Source organism: Streptomyces sp. NPDC001902 (genome assembly GCF_042891295.1).
GTDB lineage: Bacteria > Actinomycetota > Actinomycetes > Streptomycetales > Streptomycetaceae > Actinacidiphila.
In genome coordinates, this window is record NZ_JBIATA010000002.1 from 412,839 (window position 1) to 436,865 (window position 24,027).

A 24,027-nucleotide genomic window follows, 5' to 3' on the forward strand; every position below is an offset into this window, starting at 1 on the left:
CGAAGGGACGTGAGCCGCATGGGTGACCGCCGGCGCGACGGGACCGGGCTGCTGCACCTCACCGGCGGCCACGGCACGGACGGCGCGGGGACGCCGGACGGCGCGGGGATACCGCTGGAGATCGCTGCCTCCTACCGGGCCCGCACCCGGGGGCTGCTGGGCCGAACCGGGATCAGCGGGGCGCTGCTGCTCACGCCCGCCGCGAGCGTGCACACCCTGGGCATGCGCTTCGCCATCGACGTCGCCTACCTCGACCGCCGCCTGCGGGTCCTCGCCGTCCGCACCATGCCGCCCGGCCGGATGGGCCGCCCGCGGCTGCGGGCCCGTCACGTGCTGGAGGCGGAGGCCGGCGCGATGGCGGCGTGGGGCCTGGTGCCGGGGGCGGCGGTGACGGTGGAGGCGCAGGCGTGACCCCTGCCGCGTCCCGTCCGCTGCGGGCGGCCGTGGCGGCCTTCTAGAACCCACCGCCGCCGAAGTCCGCGGAGCCGGAGAAGCCGGGGAAGCCGGGGGACTGCGCGCCGATGACGAGGAACAGGATCCCCGCGACCAGGAAGATCCCCAGGAAGACCAGCGTCAGCGCCAGTTGCCCGTACGGCACCCGGTAGCCGGCCGGGACGACCAGCGCGTGCTCGGGTGCCTCGGGGACGTAGGCGACCGTCAGGTGGTCGCCCTCGATCGTCGTGCCCGGCGCCCCCGGGTCCTCGAAGCGCACGTCGCGCCCGTCGGCGGTCCGGAACTCGAAGACGAAGTGCTGCCGCGAGTGGGTCGGGCCCTCACCCGTCGAGCCCACGGTCGTGTAGACCCGCACACAGCGCCCCTCGGCGCGGAGCCCGCCGTGCACGGCCCGCCGTATCCACAGCACGCGACGGCCCGCGCGTACCGCGACCACCAGCGGCACGAGCGTGATCAGTACGGCCATCACAACAAAGAGCACCGGTATCGCGGCTTCCATCGACATCCCCCGTCGTCGCGCCGGGGGCGACCGCCCCCGTTGTCGTACGGAGACACCCGGCGCGCCCGGTCGGTTCCCGCCGGGGTGGGTGCCGAAACTCACCCAACCGGGCGCAGGGAAGGAAGCGTTGGCGGTGCCGCACCGGCACTACGCTCCCGTCATGGGCCACACCGTGCTCGCCACCCCGCTGGGCGACGTCGCCCTGCACCGCCTCGGCACCCCGGCCACCGGCACCCCGCGCACGCCCGTGCTGCTGCTGCACGCCAACCCCGGCGACAGCCGGGACTACGGAGCCGTCGCGGCCGGACTCGCCGCGGAACGCGAGGTCTTCGCCCTCGACTGGCCCGGCTACGGCCGCTCCACCGCCGCCGCCCCGCACTCCGTCACCCCCGATGGACTCGCGGACGTGGCCGAGCGCGCCCTCGACGCCATCGCGCGGGGCGGCGCGCCGCGCGTCTACGTCGTCGGCAACAGCGTGGGCGGCTGGGCCGCCGTACGGCTGGCCGAGCGCCGCCCGGCGCAGGTGGCCGGGCTCGTCCTGGTCGACCCGGCCGGTTTCACCCGGCTCACCCCGGTGACCCGCTGGTTCTGCCGAGCCGTGATGGGACGTCCGTCCAGCGCCGCGCGCCTCATCGCCCCGCTGGCCCGTGCCTACCTGGGCCGGCTCCGTACGAGCAGCGCCCGCGCGACGTACGAACGCGCCCGTGGCGTCCGTGCCGACGCCGGCCGGCTCGCGGTGCACTGCGCCCTGTGGCGCGCCTTCGCCGCGCCCGGATTCGGGCTGAGCGGCGTCCTGCCGGGGATCGTCCCGCCCGTCCTGCTGCTCTGGGGCCGCCGCGATCCGCTGCTCCCCGTGCTCACCGACGGTCGCCGGGCCCGCCGTTCGCTGCCGCCCGGCGCCACGTTCGCGACCCTGCCCACGGCGCACGAGGCGTACAACGAGCGGCCGGACCTGTTCCTGGCGTGCGTGCGGCCGTTCCTGACGGAGTGAGACGCGGGGGAAAGAAGACGGGCCGGTCCGCAGGGGGGGAGAGCGGACCGGCCCGAGGGGGGGATTCCAAGGTACCGCGCCGGAACCGCTCTCCAGGTCCAAGGTCATGAGGGAGATGTGAAGGTTCCCTCGAAGAAGTGGCTCGATCGCCGGGCGATTAGACCGAATGGCCGTGAATGCGGCGACTCGTCCGCCCACGCCACATCCGCACCGCATACGCTCCGTCACGGAAAGCACCGGACCTTTGGCCCGGAATTTAAGGGCTCTGTCGCCGCGCCTTACCCACGTGGGTGAGCCGTTCGGTTGACCGGCGGCCCGCGACGCTACGACGGACGGAACGTGATCTCCACGCGGCGGTTCTGCTTGCGGCCCGTCTCGGTGGAGTTGTCGGCGATGGGGTAGTCCTCGCTGTACCCGCGCACCTGGAACGAGTGGACGGAGTTGCCGAGCGAACCGAGCTCCTCCGCCAGGATCTTGTAGACGGCGTCGGCCCGCTTCTTGGACAGCACCTTGCCGTGCTCGTACGAGCCCAGGTCGTCCGTGAAGCCGAACACACGGATCGGCTGGGTGACGTCCTTGGCATCGATGTCGGACGCGATGGCCTTGATCCGAGCGGTGGCCGTCGCGTTCAGCTTGGCGCTGTCCCTGCCGAACAGGACGTCCGCCTGAAGGGCGTAGGTGACCGAGGAGTTCGACTCCTCGTGCCGCTCCTCGCCGTCGTCGGCCGAGGCGTCCTCGGAGGACGACGCGTCCGACACGGAGACGATGTCCAGCACCTTGGGCGGTGCCAGCGTCGCCCCCTCGGGCAGTTGCAGGTCCGGGTCGGCCGCGTCCACCTTCGTGGGCGCGGACGGGGTGGGCTGCGCCGTCGGGTCGTCGTCCGCCCGCGCGCTCGCGGCGGTGAGCGGAGTGAGCACGAGCGCGAGGCCGAGCACGGCCGCGACACCGGGACGGGGATGCGGACGGGGACGGGGCACGGCTCACCCCTCCGCGATCGTGATCTTGGCCGGGGGCATCGTCGGCAGCTGGAACTCCACCTCGGTGGTGCCTTCCGGCGGCGCCGGGAATTGCGCGAAGAGGGGCCGGGTCTCGCCCGGCTTGATCAGGGTGAGGCCCATCGTGCACAGGCACTTGCCCTCGGTGTCCCGGAGCACGTAGTAGCGCTTCTTGCCGACCGAATCGACCAAGACGGCACCGGCGACGGAGGGGCCGGAGCGTTGTACCGCGGTCTCCGGACCCGTCCAGTACGTGGCATTGAACGGCGAGTCCCCGTTGTTGGTGAGCGAGCCCTTGACGGTGACGAATCCACCCGAGTCCCGAGTTGCTTCGTTCAGGGTGACCGTGACGCCTTTCTCACCCTTCATCTGGGCCAGGATTTGGGTCGGCTCGTCCGAAGGCGCGGCGCTCGACTTGTCCGAACCGCCTGGCGCGCTCGTCTTCGCGGACGGCGTGGCCGCCGTCTTGTCGTCGCCGTCACCGCCGCCGCACCCTGACAGTGCCGCGGCGAGGACCACGGCGACGATTGCGGCCAGGCCCTGCTTCTGGATGTGCATCGGTCCCCCGTTCCTCACTCGCTGAGATGGACGGAGTAGAACTCCGCCAGGTTCAGATCGAAATCGTCGGCCGCCGGGTCCACCGTGAGCCGATCACCGTCGCAGGCGAACGTGATCGTGTCGCCGTCCTTGTCATCGACGCTGCAGCGGCTCTCGACGATCGCGGTCGCTGTGGCGCGCGCGTGCATCGATTCGGTGCCGGGAACGACGGACTTGCCAACGGTGCCGGAAGTATGGAGGGCCACCGTGGCACCACCCGGCCCGCCCACGTCGCACTCGTCGACGACTGCTTTGTTCTGCCCCGCGTAATCCGCGGCCGCACCACAGGCGCCCTCGGCGGTCATCCCGTCCAGGGCCAGCAGGTCCGCCAGGCGTTCCAGGTCTCCCGCTTCCAGTGCGTCGAGGAACGCCTCCCTGATGCTGTCGCGAACCTCCCGCGCGGCCGCGAGGGCCGAGGCGTCGGCCGCGGTCTGCGCAGTGTTCCTCACCGAAGAGGCCTGCCCGACGGCGAAGAACGCGAACGCCAGGAAGAACAGCGCACCCACCGCCACGATGTAAATACCGACGGTCTGTCCCGCGTCACCGTCGGTTCGTCCGCTCAGCCTGCGCCGACGATGTCCGCGATCTTTTCGAGAATCCCGTTGAGCACGGCCTGGCCGATGCTCGTCGTCCCGGCCAGCACACCGATGATGACCGCGATCACCACCGCGATGCCCAGGTACTCGAACGACGTCTGCCCCGAGTCGTCGCGGACGCGCATGCGCGTGCGCAGCGCGGTCAGTCGTTTCACAACCCACCTGCTCATCTTCCGTGCCCCAAACCGTAGTCACGTGACGTGCGCCGGCCGCGCCCCTTGCGTCGGCCGGGGTCTGGCTATCGTCGCGGGCGGCTGCGGTGCCGGTGAGGTCCACGGCGCACCGCCTCCCATCGGGTCAACCCGCCGCGATCCGTGCCTGATTGCAGGTGCAAATGTGGTTGCGGCTGCAAATGTACACCGCGACCGTGGGCTCCGCACCCAATATGGCGGCTCCGGTCACTACCCACCACCCGAACCGAACATGCGTTCACAACCCTGTCACCCCCATCACCCCAGCAGGTCACCGAAGTTGATGCGCGACCCGAGGATCGTGCCCGTCATCAGCAGGATCATCGTCGCGGGGACGAGGAGCGTGGTGATCACACCCGTCGCGCGCGGCACGGTGCGGGCCGCGCGGCGGCGGGCGTTCTGGGCCTCGGTGCGCCGCATGTCCGTGGCGATCTGGAGCAGCGTGCGGGCGATGGGCGCGCCCAGTTCCTCGCCCTGCTGCAGGGCCGTGACGAACTGCCCGACCTGCTCGCTGCCGTTGCGCCTGCGCAGCTGGTCGAAGGCGTCACGGCGGCTGACGCCGACGTCCATCTGGCGCAGGGCGATCCGGATCTCGTCGCTCCAGGGGCCCTTGTAGACGGAGGCGACGCGTTCGAGGGCCTGGCGGAAGCCGAGGCCGGCGCTCACCACCACCGCGAGGACGTCGAGGAAGTCCGGGAGCGTGCGCTCGATCTCGTCGCGGCGCCTGCGGATGGCGAGCCGGATGCCGAGGTCGGTCCAGCCCAGGCCGTAGGCGACCATCAGGAGGGCGGCGAACCAGTGGCCCGCCCGCAGGAGCACCAGGGCCGCGAGGCCGCCGAGGGCGCCGTAGACGGCGCGGCGGGCGGCGTAGCGGTCGACGGTGAGGCCGTAGGGGTGGCCCGCGTGGTCGATGCGGGTGCGGATCCGGTTGACCCGGACGGGGCCCATGAGGCGCAGCACCAGGGGCGCCCAGCGCATCCCGAGGCGGTCGACGGCGTTGCCGACCTTGGTGGTGCGGGTCCGGCCCACCTCCAGAGCCAGTTGGAGGTCGCTGGGCAGCTTGACCTCGGAACGGTAGAGGCCGATGCCGTAGCAGACGCCCACCACTCCCAGGGCGGCGACGGCGGCCAGCACGACGGTGATCACAGGTCCCCCGCCCCCCTCACACGTCGATCCGCGACATGCGGCGGATGAGCGCGAAGCCGACGACGTACAGGCCGAGCGCCACGAGCACGGCGATCCGTCCGGCCCCGGAGCCGGTCATCGCGCTCAGCGAGCCCGGCATGATCCGGTCGAGCAGCAGCAGCGAGCCGACGCCGATGACCGGAACGGCGTACGCGGTGACCGTGACCTGCGACATCTGGGTACGGATCTCGCGCCGGGTCTCCTTGCGCTCCTCCAGGGTCACCGTCAGGTTCCGCAGCGACTCCACCACCGAGCCGCCGGCCCGGGCCGACAGGACGAGCGTGGAGACCAGCACCACCAGTTCCCGGCTGGGCAGCCGCTCCTGCAGTTCGGCCATGGCGTCCTCGATGGAGTGCCCGAGCGTCATGGCGTCGGCGACCTTCCGCAGTTCCTCACCCGCCGGGGCCTCCAGTTCCTCCGCCGCCATGCCGACGGCGGTCCGCAGGGCGAGCCCGGCCTGCGTGGCGTTGGCCAGGACACGGGCGAGTTCGGGCAGCTGGGCGATGAAGCGCTCGGTGCGCACCCGTCGTCGCCAGCCGAGGAAGGAGCTGACCGCCCAGGCCGCCAGGAGCGCGGCGATCGGTCCGAAGAAGGGGGCCAGCACGATGTCGGCGACCAGCCAGGCGCCGCCGACGACCGCGAGGGCGGCCGCGGTGAACTGCCCGGGCGTCAGGTCGGTGCCGGTGGCGGCGAGCCGCGCGGCCAGCCGGCGGCCCCAGGCGGTGCGCCGGACCCGCAGGTCCAGCCCGGCGAAGGGCACGGCGCGCCGTTCCGCGGCCGGGACGTCGGCCAGCCGGTCCACGAGCGCGGCGCGGTCGGCGCGCCCGCCGCTCCAGGCGTGCAGGCCCCAGACGCCCAGCACCAGCGCGAGGCCGGTCACCCCGAGCACGGCCAGGGCCATCGTTGGCGTGTTCACTTCGCCTCCCTGCTCGACAGCTCCAGCTCGGTCTCGCCGACCCCGAAGGCCGCCGGCACGGACTCGCCCGCCAGGTGGAAGCGTTCGGCCAGTTGACGCGGTACGGGCTGATGGTGGAACCAGCCCCGCACGATCCGGTCGGGCCCCATCGGCTCGGCGCGGAAACGGGTCGCGGTGGTCAGCCGGAAGGTGTCGCGTCCCCGTGAGGACAGCACGGCGATCTCGGCGATCCGGCGGGTGCCGTCGACGTCGCGGCGCAGCTGGACGATGACGTCGACGGCGCTGTTGATCTGGTCGCGGAGCGCCTCGAAGGGGATCTTCACCTCCGACATCGAGGCCAGCGTCTGCAGCCTGAGCACCGCGTCCTCGGCCGAGTTGGCGTGCACCGTGGCCAGCGAACCGTCGTGGCCGGTGGACATGGCCTGCAGCATGTCGAGGGTCTCGCCGCCGCGGACCTCACCGACGATGATCCGGTCGGGGCGCATGCGCAGCGAGTTCCGCACGAGGTCGCGGATGGTGATCCGGCCCTGGCCCTCGACGTTGGGCGGCCGGCTCTCCAGGCGTACGACGTGCTCCTGCTGGAGCTGGAGTTCGGCGGCGTCCTCGACGGTGATGATCCGCTCGCCGTCCGGGATGAGCCCGGACAGCGAGTTGAGCAGGGTGGTCTTGCCCGAGCCGGTGCCGCCGCTGACGATGATGTTGAACTTGGCCCGCACGAGGGCGGAGAGCAGCATCAGCATGTGCTCGTCGAGGGTGCCGAGGCCGATCAGCTCGTGCAGGGCGTACGCGCGGGGGAAGCGGCGGATGGTGAGGACCGGGCCGGTCAGCGACAGCGGCGGGATGATGACGTTGACGCGCTCGCCGGAGGGCAGCCGGGCGTCCACCATCGGATTCGACTCGTCCACCCGGCGGTTGACGGTCGACACGATCCGCTCGATGGTCTGCAGGAGTTGCTCGGGGCTGCTGAACCGGGCGGCGACGGGCTCCACCCGGCCGGCCCGCTCGATGTAGATGCGGTCCGGGCCGTTGACCATGATCTCGGTGATGGAGGCGTCCTCCAGCAGCGGTTCGAGGATGCCCAGGCCCAGGGCCTCGTCCACGACCCGGCGGATGATGCCGGTGCGCTCCTTGGTGGAGAGCACCGGTCCCTCGCGGCTGATGATGTGGCCGAGGACGCGTTCCAGGCGCACCCGGCGCTCGGCGGCGGCGAGCGCCGACATCTCGGCGAGGTCGATCTCCTGGAGGAGCTTGGCCCGGTAGACGGCGACGAGGTGGCCCTCCTGCGTCTGCGGGGCGGTGTCCTCGTTCGCGGCGATACGGTCGCGCAGGCTCATTCGTCGGCCCCCTCGTCGTCCTCCCTGGGCATCGTGGCGGTCCGGGTGACGGAGCCCGGGCTGAGGCCCGGGAGCACCGACGGGATCTCCACGGTCGCCGTCGCCTGCACGGAGTCCCCCGTGTCGCCGGTGGTGCTGACCTGCGTACCGTCCTGCAGCCAGGAGCTCACCGCCTCCGTGCCCGCGACGGGGCCGCTCACGGGAGGGTCGTGCAGCGCGGCCATGCGCGCGGCGGCGCGGGCGGCCGTGCCGGCCTGGGCCGCGGTGTAGGCGGCGAGGCCCAGCTGCACGCCCGCGAGGGCGATCAGCAGCAGGATCGGCAGCATCCCCAGGAACTCCAGGGAGGCGCTGCCCCGGTCGCGCCGGCGGCGGGTCCGGGCCGTCACGGTGTGCCCGCCTCTTCGTCGACGGCCGAGGCGTGGCCGTGGACGGTCAGCGGGAAGTCGATCGCGCCCGGGAAGAGGACCGGGACCCGCAGGCCCACCGTGACCCCGACCATGCCGTCGGTGTGCGTGGTGCCGAAGTCCTCGATCTGCCACGCGCCGGGCAGGTCGTCGGCCGCTGCCGCCTGGGCGTCCTTCCCCACCGCCGCCGCGCGGGCGGCCTGGTCGGCGGCGTGGCCGGCGAGGGTGAAGGTGTACCCGGTCAGCACCGCCTGCCAGACCAGGACGAGCACCAGCAGGATCAGCGGTGTCATGCCCAGCGTCTCCAGGGTGACCTGGCCCTGTTCGGCGCGGCCGCGGCGGCTCCTGCGGGGCGGCACCGCGTGCCCGGGCCCGCAGACGCCGATCTCCGCCGCGAGCGTCCACACGCCCTGCTTGACGGTGGAGCGGTTGTCGAGGTCCTGGAGCCGTCCGGCGTCCACGACCGCCTGCAGTTCCCGGAAGGCGGCGGGGACCACGGCGGAGGCGATGCGGGTGCCGGTGATGCGGGCGATCAGCGAGGGCTGGATCTCGCTGCCCCGGGTGTACCGGTTGACGGTGGCGACGACGTCCTGGGGCTTGCGGATCTGCAGCCGGTCCCACATGCGCACCATGCGCTTGGCGGCGCGCACGGCGACCACGTCGGGCGTGGTCACCAGCAGGGCGGTGTCCGCGGTCTCGACGGCGACCGCGTTGGCGCCGGTCATCTGGGTGCCGCAGTCGACGACCACGACCTCGTACCGCTGCCGGAGGGCGTGCAGCACGTGCCGGGCGGCACGGTCGGTGACCTCCTCGCCGCGTTCGCCCTCGCCGGGGGCGAGCAGCAGCGCGGGCCCGGACTCGTGGACGTACATGGCGTCCTGCAGTACGCGGGTGGTCACGTCGGCGATGTCCGCGAGGTCGGCGACGGAGCGGCGGAACTGGACGTCGAGGTAGGAGGCGATGTCGCCGCCCTGGAGGTCGAGGTCGACCAGGGCGGTGGACTTGCCGGCGGCCTGCGCGGCGAGGGCGAGCTGGACGGCGACGACGGTGGTGCCGACCCCGCCCTTGGCTCCGGCCACGGCGACCAGCCTGCCCCCGGGGACGGCGGGCAGCGCGGGCTGCTGGGGGCTGAGGTGGCGCCGTACGCCGGCCGCCCAGGCGGCCGCCGCCTCGACGCGGGCGCCGAGTTCGTCGTACGACAGGGGCACCCCGGCGACACCGCGCGCGCCGGCGTCCATGGCGCCGGACAGGACGGCCGGGCTCGGGTCGGCGGTGAGCAGGATGACGCCGACCGCGGGGAAGCGCAGCGCGATCTCGCGGATGACCTCGAGGGCGGGCACCGGGGTGATGCGGTCGTGGACGACGACGACCTCGGGCAGTTCGTCGACCCCGGTCCCGGCGGCGCGGGCGAGGACGTCCAGCAGTGTGGTGGAGTCCGGCAGCGCGGGCCCTGGTTCGGCTCCGGGCAGCTGGTGGAGGACCCCGGTCAGGGCGCGGGCGGTGTCGGGGTCGGGGGTGCCCGACAGGATGCGGACGCCGGTCACGAGGCGGCTCCGTCACCGGCGAGGGTGTAGGTGCGGTCCCGTTCGGAGGGGGCGGTCGCGTCCCCCGGGGCGACGAGGGCGAGGCGTACGTGCCGGGCGAAGGACTCGGCGAAGGCGACCCGCTGGGCGTCGGCGGCGCCGAGGGCGAAGGTGATGGGGACTCCCTGGCTGCTGACCCGGCGGTTGTCGCCGCCGGTGTCGAAGGCCTTGATCTGGCCGACGTCGATGACCCGGGCGCCCGCGACGATGATCTTCGAGACCTCGGGGTCGGTGTCCCTGCGCGGGGCGAAGGTGGCGAAGATGTTGACCCTCGCCCCTGGGGTGATCTTCCCGGCGACGCCGGTCTCCGCGTCGATCATGATCGCGATCTCCATCTGCCCGGCCCGCAGCGCGGGCCGCTCGGCGACCATGTCCGTCTGCAGCAGGGAGCCGCGGTGCAGGGGGACGGCGGCTATCTTGCCGTCGAGCTGGCCGACGTCGCGGACGGCGGTGACGGGCAGCCAGCGCTCGGGCATCCGGACCTCCCGCAGTTGGGCGCGGCCGACCGCCTCGTACGCGGGCACGTCCGCGGCCAGCCGGTACGCGGTCACCTTCGGCCCGACCTGGGAGCGGGCGTCCCCGATGACGGTGACGACACCGGCGAAGGCGGCGAGCGCGCACAGCGCGGAGACCACGAGGAGGACGACGCCGCGACGCTGACGTGAGTTCATAGAGGTGGGGCCCTATCGCTCAAGTGCCGACTGCTGGTGGGGGGAGACCTGGGGGGTGGGCGACGCCCTGGGCGCCAGGGAGGGCGCGCGGGGTCCCGAGTGCACGACCTGGCGCGGCCGCTCCGGGGGCCGGATGCGCTGCTGCCCGTCCACCGTGGCCGAGCAGAACAGGCAGCGGTCGCCGATGACCGCCAGGCCGCACCAGCCGCAGGTGTCCCGGCGGACCGAGGTGACCAGTTGGTAGAGCACGCCGACGTCGGCGATGTAGGCGGTGAACTCGACCAGCCTGCCGGTCCCCCACCAGCGCGCGGAATCCGCCGGCAGCGGCACCTCCCGTACGTGCTGGCTCCGCCAGGAGCGGGCCAGCGGCCCGGTGACCCAGCCGGCGTCGATGCCGTGGCCGTGCGCGACGGCGAGCTGGGTGAGGAACGCGGGCCCGGCCGGCACGGCGTCGGGGCGCGCCTCGGACAGGTGCGGTTCGGGGTGGGCGAGGACGGCGAAGTGGCGCCCGGGCACCAGGGACTTCAGGTGGGCGCCGACGGGCACGTCCACCCGGTCGAGCCGGGACACCGAACCGAGCAGGGCGCCGGAGTGGAGGTAGTGCGACAGCAGCCGGGCGGCCCCGGCGAGCACACCGGGCCCGAGGTCGGTGGCGGCGAGCTGGCGCAGTTGCTCGGCCAGGAGCAGGGCGGCCAGCGGTGGCAGGTCGACCGGGACGATCGCCACCCGGTCCGCCTCCAAGGCCGCGCGCACGGTGTGGACGCGGCGGCGCAAGGGGTCGGTGGGCTCAACCGGGACGAGCACGACGAGGTGGCCGTGGGCCTCCAGGGCGGCGGCGGTGCGCGTCACGTGCTGCTCCAGCGGGAGCGCGAGGTCGTCCGCCGTGACCGCTATGACGCTCGACACCCACGACCTCCCGGAACTCCCGCCCAGTCCCTGCCCGGAGAGCTTATCCCTGCGTAGCCGGAGCAGTGCGGAAAGTCGCCGAACAGTTGATGAAGTCGGTGGTACCCGCGGGACGACGGTCTACGCACGACGGCAAGGGTATTGACCCCCGCATTGGTCTGGACCAAACTGCGTCCACACAAGAGTGGCCACTCGCGTAACCGCCCAACTCCTCGCCCCCAGGAGGCAGTAGTGGAACACGCACGCCCGCGGAGCACCGCCCTCAGAGCCGCGGCGGCCGTCGGCGCCGCCGCCCTCGCGGTGGCGGGACTCGTCGCCACGTCCGGCAGCGCGAACGCCGCCGACACCAACATCGTGACCAACGGCGGGTTCGAGAGCGGCCTGTCCGGATGGTCCTGCACCGCCTCCAGCGGCGCGGCCGTCGGCTCGCCCGTGCACGGCGGTACCAAGGCGCTCCAGGGCACGCCCTCCTCCTCGGACAACTCCCGCTGCTCCCAGACCATCAGCGTCCGGCCCAACTCCACGTACACGCTCAGCGCGTTCGTCCAGGGCAGCTACGTCTACCTCGGCGCCACCGGCACCGGGATGACGGAGGCCTCGGTCTGGACCCCGTCCGCGTCCTCGTACCAGCAGCTGTCCACCAGCTTCACCACGGGCGCGAGCACCACCTCGGTCACCGTCTACCTGCACGGCTGGTACGCGCAGCCCGCGTACCTGGCGGACGACGTGAGCCTGCTGGGCGCGCCCGGCACGGGGACGCCGACCCCGACCCCCACGCCGACCGACCCGACGCCCACCCCCACGCCCACACCGACGCCCACACCGACGCCGACGCCCACCGGCGGCGGCTCGCTGCCCAAGCACGTGCTCACCGGCTACTGGCAGAACTTCAACAACGGCGCGACCGTCCAGACCATCGCCCAGGTCCCGAGCCAGTACGACATCATCGCGGTGTCGTTCGCCGACGCCACGACCACGCCCGGCGCGGTCTCCTTCACCCTCGACCCGGCGCTGAACTACCCGGTCAGCCAGTTCAAGACCGACATCGCGGCGAAGAAGGCGGCCGGCAAGAAGGTCATCGTCTCCGTCGGCGGCCAGAACGGCACGATCAGCGTCACCGACTCCGCCTCGGCGAACAACTTCGCGAACAGCGTCTTCTCGCTGATGCAGACGTACGGGTTCGACGGCGTCGACATCGACCTGGAGAACGGGATCAACGCGACCTACATGACGCAGGCGCTGCGCTCCCTGTCGGCCAAGGCCGGCTCCGGGCTGGTCATCACGATGGCCCCGCAGACCATCGACATGCAGTCGACGTCCTTCGGCTACTTCCAGACCGCCCTGAACATCAGGGACATCCTGACCGTCGTCAACACCCAGTACTACAACAGCGGTTCCATGAACGGCTGCGACGGCAAGGTGTACTCGCAGGGCACGGTCGACTTCATCACCGCCCTGGCCTGCATCCAGCTGCAGAGCGGTCTGGCCCCCTCGCAGGTGGGTCTCGGCCTGCCGGCGTCGACCCGGGCGGCGGGCAGCGGCTACGTCTCGCCGACCGTGGTGAACAACGCCCTGGACTGCCTGACCAAGGGCACCAACTGCGGTTCCTTCAAGCCCTCCACCACCTGGCCGGGGCTGCGCGGCGCGATGACCTGGTCCACCAACTGGGACGCGACCAACGGCAACGCCTTCTCGGGCACCGTCGGCCCGCACGTGCACGGGCTGCCGTAACCGGCGGGACCGTCACCGACGCACCGCGCCCCCGGGAGAGGTCCCGTCCCCCGGGGGCGCGGTGTCACGTCGGACCACCGGGCCCACCGCGCCGGCGACGCCGCCCGGTCAGTCCAGGACGGCGAGGGCGTCGATCTCGACGAGCAGTCCGGCGGGCAGGCCGACGTAGACCGTCGTACGGGCGGCGGGGGCGCCCTTCAGGCCCGCGAAGAACTCGTCGAAGAGGGCGTTGAACTCGGGGAAGTGCGCGGTGTCGGTGAGGTAGACCCGGATCATGACGACGTCCTCCCAGGACGAGCCGCCCCCCTCCAGCACCGCCTGCACGTTGGCGAGGGTCTGCAGGGTCTGCTCCCGCAGCCCCGGGCCCACGGGCGCGGGCGCCTGACCCGGCACGGCGGGGCCGAAGCCGACCTGACCGGCGACCTGCAGGACGTTGCCCTTGCGGACACCGTGGGAGAACCTGGCCGGCGGGGTGGTGTGGCCGGCCGGGGTGATCGCGGTCTTCTCGCTCATCTGGTTCCTTCGCTCGGTCTTCCGGAGTACTCGCGGCTGATCGCCTCCGCGGTGCGCCGGACCTGCGGGCGCAGCTTCAGCAGTTCCTCCGCGCTGACGACCACATTGGGGGCGGAGAGGGAGCAGGCGGCCATGACGCGCCCGTCGGCGCCGCGGATCGGCGCGGCCACGCAGTTGATGGACTCCTCGTGGCCGCCCAGGTCGCTCGCCCAGCCCTGCTCGCGGACCCGGGCGAGTTCGGCGAGGTAGGCGGCGGCGTCGGTGGTGGAACGCGCGGTGTAGCGCGGGTACTCCAGGCCCTGCGCGACCGCGCGCCGCTCCGCCTCGGGAAGGTCGGCCAGGAGCACCTTCGCCACGGCGGCCACGGTGATGGCGACGGGCTTGCCGATCCGCGAGTACATGCGGACCGGGTAGCGGCTCTCCACCTTGTCGATGTAGACGACCTCGCCCTCCTCGTACACCGCGAGGTGGACGGTGTGCCCGGTCAGTTCCCCCAGGGCGGCGAGGTGGGGGTGGGCGATGCCGCGGACGTCCAGGTTCTCCATCGCCTCCTGGGCGAGGGCGAACAGCCGGGCGCCGAGGCGGTAGCGCTGGTCGTCCTGGCGGTAGACCATGCCGTGCTCGTGCAGGGTGCGCAGCAGCCGCAGTGCGGTGGACTTGTGCACGTCCAGGCGGGTGGCGACCTGTTCGAGGTTGGCGGGCCCCTCCGCGAGCAGGGGCAGGATGCGCAGCGCGCGGTCCACGGTCTGGCTCATGCGCGCAGTCTCCCCCATGCCCCGTCACCGAGGGTGGCGAGGGAGTCGCCCCGTACCCCGATCACCGCGGCGGCCAGGGCGTGGCCCCGGGCGAGCCGCTCCCGCAGCGGGAGCGTGCGCAGCGTCGCCGACAGGAACCCCGCGGCGAAGGCGTCACCGGCCCCGACGAGGTCGACGACGGGCGTGTCCGGCGCGGGCACGAAGACCCCGTCGGCGCCGCCCTCGTACGCGGTGGCACCGTGCGCGCCCTGCTTGACGACGAGAACGGCGGGACCGGGCAGGGCCTCGCGCACGGCGTCGGCGTCCGGCAGGCCCCAGGCGGCCTCGGCCTCGTCCTCGCCGACCAGGACGAGGTCGCAGCGGGCGGCGAGCCGGGCCAGCCGTACCGGGTCGGCAGAACGCCACAGGGCGGGGCGGTGGTTGACGTCGAAGGAGACCAGCGGGCGGCCCGGAGCGGGGACGGTGAGCTCGTGGACGAGGTCCGCGCACCCCTCGGAGAGCGCGGGCGTGATGCCGGACAGGTGCAGGACCCGGCCGGCCCAGGCCTCGTGGCGGGCCACGTTGTCCGGGCCCATGGCGGAGGCTGCGGAACCCGCCCGGTAGTAGGCGACCTCGCCGTCGCCGGTGCGGAAGTAGACCCCGGTGGGGCGGTCCCGGTCGCGGCGCACCCCCGAGACGTCCACGCCGGCCGCTGCGATCGTCGCCACCAGGTGGTCCCCGAACGGGTCGGTGCCCACCCGGCTGATCCAGCGCACGGCATGGCCGAGACGGGCCAGCGCGCAGGCCACGTTGGACTCCGCGCCACCCGTCCCACGGTCGAAGGCGGCCGCGTCGGCGAGGCGCTGCCCGGGCACGGAGGGGACGAAGGTGACCATGGACTCGCCCACGCACACGACGTCCAGGGCCACGCCCACGGTCCCGGTCACTTCCGCTCCTCTCCGCGCACCGTTGACCCGGTGCTGGCCGGGATGTTAGACAGCGGGAAACACGGTACGCAACGGTCGTTGCACATATTGCAACGGCGGTGGACGGAGGCGGGATGGACCAGGTCACGGGCATCGACGAGCTGCACCGGGAGCGGGTGGACCACCGCTTCAAGGGACTGCCGCCGGACGCCGACGGCCTGACCGTCGGCGAACTCGCCGCCGAGCGCCGCACCGTCTTCGACGGCGGCTTCACGACCCCGCTGCTCACGCTCTCCGAGCCCGCCCTGGAGCACAACCTCGCCCAGCTCGCCGACTGGACCGGCAAGCACGGCCTCGCCTTCGCGCCGCACGGCAAGACCTCCATGGCCCCGCAGCTCTTCGCCCGCCAGCTCGCCCACGGCGCGTGGGGCATCACCGCCGCCACCCCGCACCAGGTGCGGGTCTACCGGGCGTTCGGCGTGCGGCGCGTCTTCCTCGCCAACGAGCTCGTCGACGCGGCCGCGCTGCGCTGGCTGTCCCGCGAGCTCGCGGGCGACCCGGAGTTCCGCTTCGTCTGCTACGTGGACTCCGTGCGCGGGGTGGAGCTGATGGACGCGGCCCTGACGGCGGTCGTGGACGTCGTCGTCGAGCTCGGCGCGGAGGGAGGCCGCACCGGCGTGCGCGGCCCGGAGGAGGCGGCGCGCGTCGCCGACGCGGTCGCCGCGGCGCGGCACCTGCGGCTCGTCGGCGTCGCGGGCTACGAGGCGCCGGCGGCGGACCCGCGTGCGTGGCTGGTCGAACTCGTGCAGCTGGCAAAGAAATTCGACGCGGCGGGGCGTTTCGCCGGCGTCGAGGAGATCGTGGTGAGCGCGGGCGGCAGCGAGTGGTTCGACGCCGTGGCGGACGCGTTCGGCACGCTCGGGGACCTGTCCCTGCCGGTGCTCGGGCTCCTGCGGTCCGGGGCGTACGTCACGCACGACGACGCCCACTACCGCGATCTGACGCCGTTCCACGACCGCATCCCCGCGGAGGGGTCGCTCGAGCCCGCCTTCCGCCTCTGGACGCAGGTGCTCTCCCGGCCCGAGCCCGGCCTCGCCCTCCTCAACGCGGGCAAGCGCGACGCGCCGTACGACCTCGACCTCCCGGTGCCGCAGCTCGTGCGCCGCGCCGACGGTTCCGCCGTCCCGGCGGCCGGGCTCACGGTCACGAAGCTCGCCGACCAGCACGCGTTCGTGGACGTCGCCCCCGGGGCGCGGGACCTGGCGGTCGGCGACTGGGTGGGGCTGGGGGTGTCGCATCCGTGCACGGCGTTCGACAAGTGGCAGCTCATCCCTGTCGTGGACGCGGGTGGGGTCGTCACGGATTTCGTCCGCACGTTCTTCTGACGCCCCGGTTGTTTGTGTGCGGGTTGCTGCGGCGGGCATCCCCCGCCCACCCTCCCGATTGCCCGGCGCGGTCAGTGACCGCGCCGGGCAATCGGGAGGGCGGCGGGGAAACCGCCAACCCCGACCACAACGGTGCCGCAGACGAAGAACACGCACAAAGGAGACGCACGGATGGAGTTGGCGATTCGCGGCGCGACCGTCGTGGACGGGTCCGGGGGGACCCCGGCGTACCGGGCGGACGTGCGCGTCGTGGACGGCCGCGTCACCGAGATCGGGACGGTGCGCGGCGCACGCCGCACGCTGGACGCCCGCGGGCTCGTGCTCGCCCCCGGGTTCATCGACATGCACGCGCACAGCGACCTGGCCCTGCTCACGGACCCCGCGCACGAGGCGAAGGCGGCGCAGGGCGTGACCCTGGAGGTGCTGGGCCAGGACGGGTTGTCGTACGCCCCCGTGGACGACCGCACCCTGGCCGGGTTGCGCCGCCAGCTCGCGGGGTGGAACGGCGACCCCGAGGACCTGGAGTACGACTGGCGCAGCGTCGGCGAGTACCTGGACCGCCTGGACCGGGGCATCGCCGTGAACGCCGCGTACCTGGTCCCGCAGGGCACCGTGCGAATGCTGGCCGTCGGGTGGGAGGACCGTCCGGCGACCGCGGCGGAGCTGGACCGGATGAAGGAACTGGTCGCCGAGGGGCTGGCGCAGGGGGCCGTGGGGATGTCGTCCGGGCTGACGTACACCCCGGGGATGTACGCCTCGGACGCCGAACTGACCGAACTGTGCCGGGTCGTGGCCGCCCACGGCGGCTACTACTGCCCGCACCAGCGCAGTTACGGTGCCGGTGCGCTCGAGGCCTACGCCGAGATGATCGCCGTGACCCGGGAGGCGGGCTGCGCCCTGCACCTGGCGCACGCCACGATGAACTTCGGCGTGAACGCGGGCCGTGCGCCGGAACTGCTCGCGCTGCTGGACGAGGCGCTCGCCGCGGGGGCGGACATCACCCTGGACACGTATCCCTACCTGCCGGGCTGCACGACGCTCGCGGCGACCCTGCCGAGCTGGGCGACGGAGGGTGGTCCTGAGGCGACCCTCGCCCGGCTCCGGGACGACGCGCAGGCGGAACGCATCCGGCACGCGATGGAGGTGGAGGGGTCGGACGGCTGCCACGGCGTGCCCGTGGAGTGGCGGACGCTGGAGGTCTCCGGGGTGCGCGAGCCCGCCCTGGCGGGCCATGTGGGGCGCCGCCTGCCGGACTTCGCGACGGCGCGCCGGCTGCTGCTGGAGGACCGCCTGGGCACGACGGTCCTCCAGCACGTGGGCCACGAGGAGAACGTCCGGGCGATCATGCGCCACCGCGTCCACACCGGCGGCAGCGACGGCCTGCTCGTCGGCGACAAACCGCATCCCCGCGCGTACGGCACCTTCCCGCACTACCTCGGCCACTACGTGCGCGAGCTCGGCGTGCTCGGCCTGGAGGAGTGCGTCGCGCACCTCACCGGACGCCCCGCGGCCCGGCTGGGGTTGCCGGACCGCGGCCTGGTCCGCGAGGGCCACCGTGCGGACCTGGTGCTGTTCGACCCGGGGACGGTCGCCGCGGGCGCGACGTACGAGGCGCCGCGCACGCTGCCCACTGGCATCCCGTACGTGCTCGTCGACGGGCGGTTCGTCATCGAGGACGGCCGCCGTACGGACGTCCTGGCGGGACGCTCGGTGCGGAGTCGGGCTGCCGCAGGACGTGGTCGATGAGGTCGCGCAGCGCGGCAGGTTCGCAGACGAGGCCGAGGGCGCCGGCCCGGCGGGCGCGCTCCTCGCGCTCCGGGGCGACCCAGCCCGCGTAGAAGAGCGCAGGGCCGGTGTAGCCGCCGGTGCCGCGCAGGTGCTCGAGGTCGGTGAAACCCGCCTCCGGGTCGCCGTGGCGTTCGATGTCGGAGATCAGCAGGTCCGGGACGGCGAGCGGCAACCGCTCCTCCGCACCGGCACGGTCCTCGACGACCTCGACCTCGGCTCCCTTGTGCCGCAGGGCCCGGACCTCGGTGGCAACGGTCCCGGGGTTGTCGTCGATCCACAGCACGCGCAGCCCGGTGTACGGGCCGTCCTCCGGGGCCCGGGGAGGCTCGGGTGCGGCCTGCGAGACGGCCTGGTCCAGGTCGACCGTCGTGATCACGGCCGCCAGTGGGGAGCGTCGCAGGCGGTGGATGAGGTCGGCGGCCTCGGGCATGCGGACGAGGTCGTCGACGAGGGAGGTGAACGCGCGGTCCGCGACCAGCGCGGGGAAGGACGGGGGCAGCTGCCGTTCCAGTTCGGCCAGGGCCCGGGCGCGCTCCTCCGGTCCGGGGTCGGCAGCGAGCGGCACCTCGTGCTCGGTGAGGAGGCGGCGCACCAGTGCGTCGCCCTGGCCGGTGGGGACCGCGGGCGAGCGCAGCAGGCGCCGCACCGCCCGGTAGTCCAGGAACTCCTGGATCGCGTCGTTGCCGCGTCCGCCGACCAGCACGCCGTGGAAGTCGCCGTACAGGTACTGCAGCAGGAGCATGCGGAGCATGACCTCGGGGCCGAAGTCCTGCCAGACGGGGTTGAGTCCGGCCTCCAGGACGAAACCGTTGAGCAGCCTCTTGACGCGGCGTGGATTGCCCCCGGTGCGTTCGGCGAGCAGATTGACGTGGGTGTCGTCGAGGAGCGCACCGATGCCGGCCCGTTCGGCGCATCCGCGCACGTATCCCTCGATGTCCTCGGGGGGCGGTACGCGGTAGTTGGTCTGGAAGACCTTCTCCATGAAGGCGGAGCCCGCCGGGGACAGGTCGCCGAGCAGGCCGCCCGGGGACAGCGCGGAGCGGTCGCAGCCGATGACGAAGGCCACCCCGGGCACGTCGAGGTAGACCTTGACGGCCTCGCAGACGGCGAGCACGGTCTCCTCGGCGCAGCGGTCGAGGTCGTCGATGAAGACGACGAGCAGCCTGCGCGGCGCGTGCTCGCCGGTGTCGGCCCACTGCGTCGCCAGGTCCCGCAGGGCGTCGCGCATCTCGTTGCGGGCCTGGGCGTTGACGGAGAGGCTGCGCCACAGCTCGTCGACCAGGCCCGCCGCACCGAGCGGTCCGGCGAGCAGCGTGGCCGCGGCGCGCAGGGTCCGCAGCAGGGCACGGTGCTCGGTCGCGCGGTGCAGGGCACGGCGCAGCAGCCGGCGGTCGAACTGCGTCAGGACGGACTTGATCAGACCTTCCAGGGCGTCGGCACCGCGTGAGGTCCAGGCGTTGTACCAGACGGTGTGGACGTCGGCGGTGCCCCGGAGCTCGGCGTCGAGCAGGCGCATCAGGCTGCTCTTGCCCGTCCCCCAGCCGGCGTCGACGGCGAGGGTGAACGGGGTGGATCCGCGCGAGTCGAGGAGCAGCCGGGCGAGTTGCCGCGCGGCGCGCCCCGCGCCGAGGAGGTCGTCGTCGGCACTGGCGACAGGTTCGTCGTTGAGTAACGAGAACATGCGGCGAGAGTAGCGGCACGTCACCATTCGGCGCATACGTGGCCAAGAACACGGGGCGGTCCCCGGTACGTGCCCGTAAGCTCACGGACATGCAGGTGATCCAGTCCACGAAGCTCTCCAACGTCTGCTACGACATCCGCGGCCCGGTGCTGGAGGAGGCCATGCGGCTGGAGGCGGCGGGTCATCGCATCCTGAAGCTGAACACCGGCAATCCCGCCGCCTTCGGTTTCGAGTGCCCCCCGGAGATCCTCGAGGACATGCTGCGCAGCCTCGGCGGCGCGCACGGCTACGGCGACTCCAAGGGCATCCTGCCGGCGCGGCGGGCGGTCATGCAGCACTACCAGACCAAGGGCGTCGAGCTGGACGTCGAGGACATCTACCTCGGCAACGGCGTCTCCGAGCTGATCCAGATGTCGATGCAGGCGCTGCTGGATGACGGCGACGAGGTGCTGATCCCGGCGCCCGACTACCCGCTGTGGACGGCCGCGGTCTCCCTGTCGGGCGGCACCCCGGTGCACTACCGGTGCGACGAGCAGGCGGACTGGTTCCCCGACCTCGCCGACATCGAGCGCAAGATCACCGACCGCACCAAGGCGCTGGTGATCATCAACCCGAACAACCCGACGGGCGCGGTCTACGACGACGAGCTGCTGCGGCAGCTCACCGACATCGCCCGCCGCCACAACCTGATCGTCTGCTCGGACGAGATCTACGACAAGATCCTCTACGACGGGGTGACCCACACCCCGACCGCGGTGGTCGCCCCCGACCTGCTGACGCTGACCTTCAACGGCCTGTCGAAGGCCTACCGGGTGGCCGGCTACCGCAGCGGCTGGCTCGCGGTGTGCGGCCCGAAGGAGCACGCGACCAGCTACCTCGAGGGCCTGACCATCCTGGCGAACATGCGCCTGTGCGCGAACGTCCCGGCCCAGCACGCGGTGGCCACCGCCCTCGGCGGCCGCCAGTCGATCAAGGACCTGGTGCTGCCGGGCGGCCGGCTGGCCGAGCAGCGGGACGTGGCGTACGACCTGCTGACCCAGATCCCCGGGGTCACCTGCGTGCGGCCGAAGGGGGCGCTGTACGCGTTCCCGCGGCTCGACCCGAAGGTCTACAAGGTCAAGGACGACCAGCAAATGGTGCTGGACCTGCTGCGGGCCGAGCGGATCCTGGTGGTGCAGGGCACCGGCTTCAACTGGCCGGAGCCGGACCACTTCCGCCTGGTCACGCTGCCGGCGAAGGAGGACCTGGCGGACGCGGTGGGCCGGATCGCGCGCTTCCTGGACGGCTACGGGCAGCCGTAGCCCGGGCCAATACCTCGAAAAGCTCCCTCCTTGGACTGAGTCCAAGGTAGGATGTACTCCTGATTGCAGGAGGAGTGCACCCATGTACGAACCGATCCGCACCAAATCGGTCCATACGACGGCGGCGCCCACCTCTCCGCGACGCAGTCGTGACGAGGAGCTGGACCTCCAGCTCGCCGGACACCTCGCCGCCCTGCTCACCGTCACCGACGAGCTGCGGGCGCTGGAGTGCAGCCCGGACCTCGACCGTGCCGCGGAGCAGCTCGCCGAGGCCGTGGCGGGCCTGCACCACGGGCGTCCGCCGCTGCGGCTCTCCCCGGCTCCGGCCGGACGGGGGCGGGCGGAAGCGGCCCGTGTGGCGGCCCTGCACCGGAGGGCCCGCGCGCTCGCCGGCCGGGCCCTGGTGGTCGCCGAGTCACGCCAGAACGCGGAGGCCGCGGCGCTCGCCGAGCGCCAGATCGCGGTCCACACCGCAGCCGCCTAGGAACCGCCCGAGGGCCGGGACCGGAGTTCGTGCCTCCGGTCCCGGCCCTCGGTGTGAGGGTCGGCGCGGCCCGCCCGTGGGGCGATGGTCAGGGTCGGGGATCCCACGACCGGGCCATGCCCACCGCCGGGCCGCCCGCCCGCGCCGCACGCACGGGGAGGGTCGGGCCGCCCGGATTCCGGTGGGCCCTAGTCCAGACGCTTGACCAGGGCCCGGTACTCGTCCCACAGCTCCTTCGGCGTGTGGTCGCCGAAGGTCTCCAGGTGGGACGGGATGAGGGAGGCCTCGTGCCGCCAGGTGTCGACGTCGACCGAGAGCAGCAGGTCGAGGTCCGCCTGGGAGATGTCCAGACCGCTGGTGTCGAGGGAGCCCTCGGCCGGCAGGACTCCGATCGGGGTCTCGACGCCCTCGGCCTGGCCGTTGAGGCGCTCGACGATCCACTTCAGCACGCGGCTGTTCTCGCCGAAGCCCGGCCACACGAACCGGCCGTCCGCGTCCTTGCGGAACCAGTTCACGTAGTAGATCTTCGGGAGCTTGCCGGCCTCGTGCTTCTGGCCGAGCTTGACCCAGTGGCCGAAGTAGTCGCCCATGTTGTAACCGCAGAACGGGAGCATCGCGAACGGGTCGCGGCGCAGCTCGCCGACCTTGCCCTCGGCGGCGGCGGTCTTCTCGGAGGCGACGTTGGCACCGAGGAAGACACCGTGCTGCCAGTCGAAGGACTCGGTGACCAGCGGTACGGCCGAGGCACGGCGGCCGCCGAAGAGGATCGCCGAGATCGGCACTCCCTTGGGGTCCTCCCACTCGGGCGCGATGGTCGGGCACTGGCTGGCCGGGACGGTGAAGCGGGCGTTGGGGTGGGCGGCCGGGGTCCCGGACTCCGGCGTCCAGGAGTTGCCCTTCCAGTCCGTGAGGTGGGCCGGGAGCTCCTCGGTCATGCCCTCCCACCAGACGTCGTTGTCGTCGGTGAGGGCGACGTTGGTGAAGACCGAGTTGCCCCACAGGGTCTTCATCGCGTTGGCGTTGGTGTGCTCGCCGGTGCCCGGCGCGACGCCGAAGAAGCCCGCCTCGGGGTTGATCGCGTAGAGGCGGCCGTCCTCGCCGAAGCGCATCCAGGCGATGTCGTCGCCGATGGTCTCCACGGTCCAGCCGGGGATGGTCGGCTCCAGCATGGCGAGGTTGGTCTTGCCGCAGGCGCTCGGGAAAGCGGCGGCCACGTACTTGGCCTCGCCCCGCGGCGGCGTGAGCTTGAGGACGAGCATGTGCTCGGCCAGCCAGCCCTCGTCCCGTGCCATGACCGAGGCTATGCGCAGGGCGTAGCACTTCTTGCCGAGCAGGGCGTTGCCGCCGTAGCCGGAGCCGTAGGACCAGATCTCACGGCTCTCGGGGAAGTGCGAGATGTACTTGGTGGAGTTGCACGGCCACGGGACGTCCTCCTGGCCGGGCTCCAGCGGGGCGCCGACGGAGTGCACGGCCTTGACGAAGAAGCCGTCCTCGCCGAGCTCGTCCAGCACGTCCTGGCCCATGCGCGTCATGGTCCGCATGGCGGTGGCGACGTACGCGGAGTCGGTGATCTCCACGCCGATCGCGGACAGCTCCGACCCGAGCGGGCCCATGCAGAACGGGACGACGTACATGGTGCGGCCGCGCATGGCGCCGCGGAAGAGACCCTGCCCCCCTGTGAAGATCTCCCGCATCTCGGCGGGGGCCTTCCAGTGGTTGGTCGGGCCGGCGTCCTGCTCCCGCTCGGAGCAGATGAAGGTGCGGTCCTCCACACGAGCGACGTCGGTCGGGTCGGAGGCGGCGTAGTACGAGTTGGGGCGCTTGATCGGGTCGAGCTTCTTGAAGGTGCCCTTCGAGACGAGCTCGTCCGCGAGGCGCTGGTACTCCTCCTCGGAGCCGTCGCACCACACGATCTCGTCCGGCTGGGTCAGCTCGGCGATCTCGCCGACCCATGCGATCAGGTCCTGGTGATTGGTGGGAGCCGCATTGACGCGCGCCACGATCGCTCCGTTCCGCCCGGTGTGCACTCACCTGGCGTCAGATTCCGAGGGTGTGTTGTCGGCCCCTTGGGGGCTGCGACCCGGATGCTGCTGTCGTGGGATGCTCATCCGGTGCCGTCCGCACTCATATGAGTATCAGGACAGGAAACGCGATCTGTCCAGG

24 protein-coding genes are annotated in these 24,027 nt (G+C 72.5%); 7 read left to right on the forward strand and 17 right to left on the reverse strand.

The features are described 5' to 3' along the window. The first annotated feature begins 18 nt into the window (after window positions 1–18). On the forward strand, window positions 19–411 hold the full coding sequence (locus tag ACFYYN_RS05165; RefSeq protein WP_500544710.1) for a DUF192 domain-containing protein: 393 nt from the start codon (window positions 19–21) through the stop codon (window positions 409–411). A 43-nt stretch (window positions 412–454) separates the two neighbouring features. Here ACFYYN_RS05165 and ACFYYN_RS05170 read toward each other — a convergent pair whose 3' ends face one another. After that, window positions 455–952: a DUF3592 domain-containing protein gene (locus tag ACFYYN_RS05170; protein WP_500544711.1), complete on the reverse strand. Its 498-nt coding sequence runs from the start codon at window positions 950–952 to the stop codon at window positions 455–457. 160 nt (window positions 953–1,112) lie between these two features. On the opposite strand from ACFYYN_RS05170, the gene ACFYYN_RS05175 reads away from it, so the two are divergent. Further along, window positions 1,113–1,943: an alpha/beta fold hydrolase gene (locus tag ACFYYN_RS05175; RefSeq protein WP_500544713.1), complete on the forward strand. Its 831-nt coding sequence runs from the start codon at window positions 1,113–1,115 to the stop codon at window positions 1,941–1,943. A 323-nt stretch (window positions 1,944–2,266) separates the two neighbouring features. Here the strand turns inward: ACFYYN_RS05175 and ACFYYN_RS05180 are convergent, their stop codons facing one another. The 11 genes from ACFYYN_RS05180 to ACFYYN_RS05230 all read right to left on the reverse strand — a co-directional run bounded on the left by ACFYYN_RS05180 (window position 2,267) and on the right by ACFYYN_RS05230 (window position 11,321). Next, window positions 2,267–2,920, reverse strand: coding sequence for an OmpA family protein (locus ACFYYN_RS05180; protein ID WP_500544714.1), 654 nt, complete (start codon window positions 2,918–2,920; stop codon window positions 2,267–2,269). A gap of 3 nt (window positions 2,921–2,923) precedes the next feature. Continuing rightward, entirely contained in the window at window positions 2,924–3,496 is a 573-nt protein-coding gene (locus ACFYYN_RS05185) for a hypothetical protein (RefSeq protein WP_500544715.1), read from the reverse strand. 14 nt (window positions 3,497–3,510) lie between these two features. Next, window positions 3,511–4,098, reverse strand: coding sequence for a pilus assembly protein TadG-related protein (locus tag ACFYYN_RS05190; RefSeq protein ID WP_500544859.1), 588 nt, complete (start codon window positions 4,096–4,098; stop codon window positions 3,511–3,513). After that, window positions 4,095–4,301, reverse strand: a complete 207-nt coding sequence (locus ACFYYN_RS05195) for a hypothetical protein (RefSeq protein WP_500544716.1) — start codon at window positions 4,299–4,301, stop codon at window positions 4,095–4,097. Before ACFYYN_RS05195 ends, ACFYYN_RS05190 begins: the two co-directional genes overlap by 4 nt. A gap of 279 nt (window positions 4,302–4,580) precedes the next feature. Next, window positions 4,581–5,465 carry a DUF5936 domain-containing protein gene (locus ACFYYN_RS05200; RefSeq protein ID WP_500544860.1) on the reverse strand — a complete coding sequence of 295 codons (885 nt, stop codon included), beginning with the start codon at window positions 5,463–5,465 and terminating at the stop codon, window positions 4,581–4,583. Between the two features lie 19 nt (window positions 5,466–5,484). Further along, a complete protein-coding gene (locus ACFYYN_RS05205; RefSeq protein ID WP_499513694.1) occupies window positions 5,485–6,423 on the reverse strand; it encodes a type II secretion system F family protein in 939 nt (312 codons plus the stop codon). Then, window positions 6,420–7,757, reverse strand: a complete 1,338-nt coding sequence (locus ACFYYN_RS05210) for a TadA family conjugal transfer-associated ATPase (protein WP_500366749.1) — start codon at window positions 7,755–7,757, stop codon at window positions 6,420–6,422. Before ACFYYN_RS05210 ends, ACFYYN_RS05205 begins: the two co-directional genes overlap by 4 nt. Then, a complete protein-coding gene (locus tag ACFYYN_RS05215; protein ID WP_499513692.1) occupies window positions 7,754–8,143 on the reverse strand; it encodes a TadE/TadG family type IV pilus assembly protein in 390 nt (129 codons plus the stop codon). Before ACFYYN_RS05215 ends, ACFYYN_RS05210 begins: the two co-directional genes overlap by 4 nt. After that, on the reverse strand, window positions 8,140–9,705 hold the full coding sequence (locus ACFYYN_RS05220) for a CpaE/TadZ family protein (protein ID WP_500544717.1): 1,566 nt from the start codon (window positions 9,703–9,705) through the stop codon (window positions 8,140–8,142). Before ACFYYN_RS05220 ends, ACFYYN_RS05215 begins: the two co-directional genes overlap by 4 nt. Then, window positions 9,702–10,415 carry a Flp pilus assembly protein CpaB gene (cpaB, locus tag ACFYYN_RS05225; protein WP_500326788.1) on the reverse strand — a complete coding sequence of 238 codons (714 nt, stop codon included), beginning with the start codon at window positions 10,413–10,415 and terminating at the stop codon, window positions 9,702–9,704. Before cpaB ends, ACFYYN_RS05220 begins: the two co-directional genes overlap by 4 nt. 12 nt (window positions 10,416–10,427) lie before the next feature. Beyond that, a complete protein-coding gene (locus tag ACFYYN_RS05230) occupies window positions 10,428–11,321 on the reverse strand; it encodes a hypothetical protein (protein WP_500544718.1) in 894 nt (297 codons plus the stop codon). Between the two features lie 231 nt (window positions 11,322–11,552). On the opposite strand from ACFYYN_RS05230, the gene ACFYYN_RS05235 reads away from it, so the two are divergent. After that, entirely contained in the window at window positions 11,553–13,052 is a 1,500-nt protein-coding gene (locus ACFYYN_RS05235; protein WP_500544719.1) for a chitinase, read from the forward strand. A 108-nt stretch (window positions 13,053–13,160) separates the two neighbouring features. On the opposite strand, the gene ACFYYN_RS05240 is transcribed toward ACFYYN_RS05235, so the two are convergent. The 3 genes from ACFYYN_RS05240 to ACFYYN_RS05250 are packed head-to-tail and all read right to left on the reverse strand — an operon-like array spanning window position 13,161 to window position 15,246. Beyond that, window positions 13,161–13,565 carry a RidA family protein gene (locus ACFYYN_RS05240; protein ID WP_500544720.1) on the reverse strand — a complete coding sequence of 135 codons (405 nt, stop codon included), beginning with the start codon at window positions 13,563–13,565 and terminating at the stop codon, window positions 13,161–13,163. Beyond that, window positions 13,562–14,320 carry an IclR family transcriptional regulator gene (locus tag ACFYYN_RS05245; RefSeq protein WP_500544721.1) on the reverse strand — a complete coding sequence of 253 codons (759 nt, stop codon included), beginning with the start codon at window positions 14,318–14,320 and terminating at the stop codon, window positions 13,562–13,564. The genes ACFYYN_RS05240 and ACFYYN_RS05245 overlap by 4 nt, the downstream gene beginning before the upstream one ends. Continuing rightward, window positions 14,317–15,246: a sugar kinase gene (locus ACFYYN_RS05250; protein WP_500544722.1), complete on the reverse strand. Its 930-nt coding sequence runs from the start codon at window positions 15,244–15,246 to the stop codon at window positions 14,317–14,319. Before ACFYYN_RS05250 ends, ACFYYN_RS05245 begins: the two co-directional genes overlap by 4 nt. A 113-nt stretch (window positions 15,247–15,359) precedes the next feature. Between ACFYYN_RS05250 and ACFYYN_RS05255 the strand changes: the two genes are divergently transcribed. Both ACFYYN_RS05255 and ACFYYN_RS05260 read left to right on the forward strand, forming a co-directional pair. Beyond that, entirely contained in the window at window positions 15,360–16,610 is a 1,251-nt protein-coding gene (locus ACFYYN_RS05255; protein ID WP_500544723.1) for an alanine racemase, read from the forward strand. 171 nt (window positions 16,611–16,781) lie between these two features. Further along, on the forward strand, window positions 16,782–18,356 hold the full coding sequence (locus ACFYYN_RS05260) for an N-acyl-D-amino-acid deacylase family protein (RefSeq protein ID WP_500544724.1): 1,575 nt from the start codon (window positions 16,782–16,784) through the stop codon (window positions 18,354–18,356). On the opposite strand, the gene ACFYYN_RS05265 is transcribed toward ACFYYN_RS05260, so the two are convergent. Then, on the reverse strand, window positions 18,277–20,079 hold the full coding sequence (locus ACFYYN_RS05265) for a P-loop NTPase fold protein (protein WP_500544725.1): 1,803 nt from the start codon (window positions 20,077–20,079) through the stop codon (window positions 18,277–18,279). The two genes, ACFYYN_RS05260 and ACFYYN_RS05265, sit on opposite strands and share 80 nt — an antisense overlap. Before the next feature lie 89 nt (window positions 20,080–20,168). Between ACFYYN_RS05265 and ACFYYN_RS05270 the strand changes: the two genes are divergently transcribed. After that, window positions 20,169–21,380, forward strand: a complete 1,212-nt coding sequence (locus ACFYYN_RS05270) for a pyridoxal phosphate-dependent aminotransferase (RefSeq protein WP_500326773.1) — start codon at window positions 20,169–20,171, stop codon at window positions 21,378–21,380. 82 nt (window positions 21,381–21,462) lie between these two features. Continuing rightward, window positions 21,463–21,864, forward strand: coding sequence for an SCO4983 family protein (locus tag ACFYYN_RS05275; protein ID WP_500326771.1), 402 nt, complete (start codon window positions 21,463–21,465; stop codon window positions 21,862–21,864). Between the two features lie 188 nt (window positions 21,865–22,052). Here ACFYYN_RS05275 and ACFYYN_RS05280 read toward each other — a convergent pair whose 3' ends face one another. After that, window positions 22,053–23,864 (reverse strand): phosphoenolpyruvate carboxykinase (GTP), encoded by a 1,812-nt coding sequence (locus ACFYYN_RS05280; RefSeq protein WP_500326769.1) that lies wholly within the window; start codon window positions 23,862–23,864, stop codon window positions 22,053–22,055. Window positions 23,865–24,027: the final 163 nt, after the last annotated feature.